Raw genomic sequence first — 2,628 nt, 5'->3', positions numbered from 1 at the left:
TAGATGTATTATCATAGTAGTAATGGGTGAATATTCTGATTCATATTATGGATTATTCACAATATGGATAACGACTTTGTTCTGTGGGCTATTAATATGTAGGGAAACTTCATCTGGAGACAATGCTATAATCAGTTTTGAGTTTTTTTTAAGCATTTCCAATGTGTTTTTAACTACAGCGGTTCGCTTTTCTGATTTTGTACAGTTTATGATCGCTATAGGCATGCTCTTTGACGTCACATTTGAATTTTAAAAAGAAACTTATTTTTCGTCTTCATGGTTTGAAATAGAGCTATTCGATGTCTTAAACTATAGTATTTCTAGTGCGTACTTTTAAGTTTCCAAACGAGCCCACTTAATAAATTCTCCTCGGCTTCTGTGAAGAGTTTATTACTTCTAGTATCTTCAAAAAGATTCTATTCAGTTTAATTCTTAATCAACACTTTAGATACGTCATTTGAACTTACTTTATAAGATAAATACTTGGTACCATACTGTTTACTCGACTATGGGTTTTATCAAATTTAATGATAAAGAACTTGATTGTTTTATTTTATTTCTAAAAAGATGAAGCCCACACAACATAAGAATTATTTAATGTTAAAATAGTTTTTCTTTACTAAACGATTAGTTATTTTTGTGGAGGTGGCTAGAAAAAAACAATATGTAGAGGAAGAAGTGATAGAAAAGGCAATGTATTTATTCTGGCGTAAAGGCTATGAAATTACTTCAATGCAAATGCTTGAAAAAGAAATGGGAATCAATAAGTTTTCGATCTACGCAAGTTTTGAAAATAAGGACGGCGTTTTCCTTGAAAGTATAAAATGTTACAAGCGAAAAATAATGGAGATTACAGGAGATTTAAAAGTTTCCTCAGGTGGTGTTCTGGCCATAAAGCAATTTTTCTTCGACTTTATAGAATTTTCAAAAGAATCTACGTTGAGAAAAGGCTGTTTGATAACCAATGCTGCAAATGAGCTAAATGAGGACACAAATCCAAAAATAATTGTAGAATTGTCTGAATTTACAAATAACATAAGAAGCTTATTTGCAGGAAAATTGCGGCAAGAAGAAAATATTAATCATATTGAGATAGATGAAAAAGCAGACTATTTGGTTATTTCAATGTTTGGACTTGCTTCAGCTTCGAGAGTATTTAACGATAAACAATTACACAATTATATCAAAAACATTTTTAAAAGTATGTAGCTTTTTTTAATCAGTAACTAAACGATTGTTTAGAATAGAATTTAATAATCATAAATAAAATAGAAACATGAGTACATTAAAAGTTCACACAGTGGAATCTGCTCCGGAAGGAAGCAAATCAAAATTAATTGAATCAGTAAAAAGTTTTGGAATGTTACCTGGTTTACATGGGGTATTAGCTGAGTCTCCAGTGGCATTAGAGGCTTATAAAACATTACATGAGCTCTTTAAAAATTCATCATTTAATGCAGAAGAACTAACAGTAGTTTGGCAAACCATTAATGTTGAACACGAATGTCATTATTGTGTTCCTGCACATACGGCAATAGCACATATGATGGAAGTGGATGCTACATTAACTGAAGCATTGCGAGATAGAAAAGGATTGCAAGATGAAAAACTTCAAGTATTACATGAAACTACCTTAAGCATTGTTAGAAATCGAGGTCGAATTTCAGATGCAACGTTAGAAGCTTTTTATGTCGCTGGATATGGAGAACGACAAGTTTTAGATATCATATTAGGAGTAGCACAAAAAACGATGAGCAATTATACAAATCATATCGCTAATACGCCTGTTGATGAACCATTTCAAAAATTTACTTGGAGTAAATAACTGATTGCAATAACTTGAATAAGTAATAGTGGTTGAGTTATAAATTCAATGACTATTCTTATTTTTTTTGTGTTTTACTTTCGGACAATTAATGGATATGAATGACTATTATTCATATACGAACACATTATTTAAATTGTAACAAAACCCTATCCGTTTTAAATTCTTTAAAATAATATAATAGCTAATGTCAAATACAATACATAAAATTAGTGAAGACTTGAAGACAGAAAACAACTTTGTCATTAGTAGGTTGCATAAAGATAATTTTAAAAAAATTTCCAAATTTGTCCTAAATAACAGTGGAAGTATTGCCGATGCAGAGGATTTATTTCAAGATACAATGTTCGTACTTATCGGGAAAATTCGTCAAGAGCAATTTCAACTAACCGCATCCATTGATGCCTATTTATATGCTATCTCCAAGAATTTGTGGTTGAAAAAGCTAAGAGATCGCAAAAGGCATTTGTATTCAAATAGTATTCAAACTATAGATTTACCTGGGTCTGGTATTAATATCATAGGAAATGATAAAACCTACTCAGAAAGACTGAAAGAATACTTACAAAGAATTACAGCGCATTGCTATGGGCTTCTAAATGACTTTTTTTTAAAGGAGAAGGATATTGAGCAGATTCAAGAAAAGTATGGATATAGTACAAGGCATAATGCTATAAACCAAAAATATAAGTGTATTAAACAAATCCGAAAACTTAAAGAGTTAGAAGAAAAATCAAAAAAAACAGTTTGGTTGGGTGATTTTTTGAATCCATTGGAATAAAACTATATGTTTAAAAATTTAA

4 protein-coding genes are annotated in these 2,628 nt (G+C 30.3%); all 4 read left to right on the top strand.

What is annotated here, in order from left to right; translation table 11 throughout:
- The coding region (locus tag CXF67_RS18460) for a hypothetical protein (RefSeq protein WP_219621032.1) at window positions 1-253 on the top strand (253 nt) is incomplete at its 5' end.
- 392 nt (window positions 254-645) lie between these two features.
- On the top strand, window positions 646-1,209 hold the full coding sequence (locus CXF67_RS09200) for a TetR/AcrR family transcriptional regulator (RefSeq protein WP_102088488.1): 564 nt from the start codon (window positions 646-648) through the stop codon (window positions 1,207-1,209).
- A 67-nt stretch (window positions 1,210-1,276) separates the two neighbouring features.
- Window positions 1,277-1,825 carry a carboxymuconolactone decarboxylase family protein gene (locus CXF67_RS09195; RefSeq protein WP_102088485.1) on the top strand — a complete coding sequence of 183 codons (549 nt, stop codon included), beginning with the start codon at window positions 1,277-1,279 and terminating at the stop codon, window positions 1,823-1,825.
- A gap of 187 nt (window positions 1,826-2,012) precedes the next feature.
- Complete coding sequence (locus CXF67_RS09190; protein WP_219621031.1) at window positions 2,013-2,606, top strand: RNA polymerase sigma factor; 594 nt, start codon at window positions 2,013-2,015, stop codon at window positions 2,604-2,606.
- The last annotated feature ends 22 nt before the right edge of the window (window positions 2,607-2,628 follow it).

It is taken from the genome of Psychroflexus sp. MES1-P1E (assembly GCF_002836055.1).
Classification (GTDB): Bacteria; Bacteroidota; Bacteroidia; order Flavobacteriales; family Flavobacteriaceae; genus Psychroflexus.
This window is presented reverse-complemented; position numbering and strand designations above follow the sequence as displayed.

What these genes read in the sequence shown, in the direction of transcription:
- CXF67_RS09195 (WP_102088485.1), top strand. Translation starts at nt 1,277, where the DNA reads ATGAGTACATTAAAAGTTCACACAGTGGAATCTGCTCCGGAAGGAAGC.
- CXF67_RS09190 (WP_219621031.1), top strand. Translation starts at nt 2,013, where the DNA reads ATGTCAAATACAATACATAAAATTAGTGAAGACTTGAAGACAGAAAAC.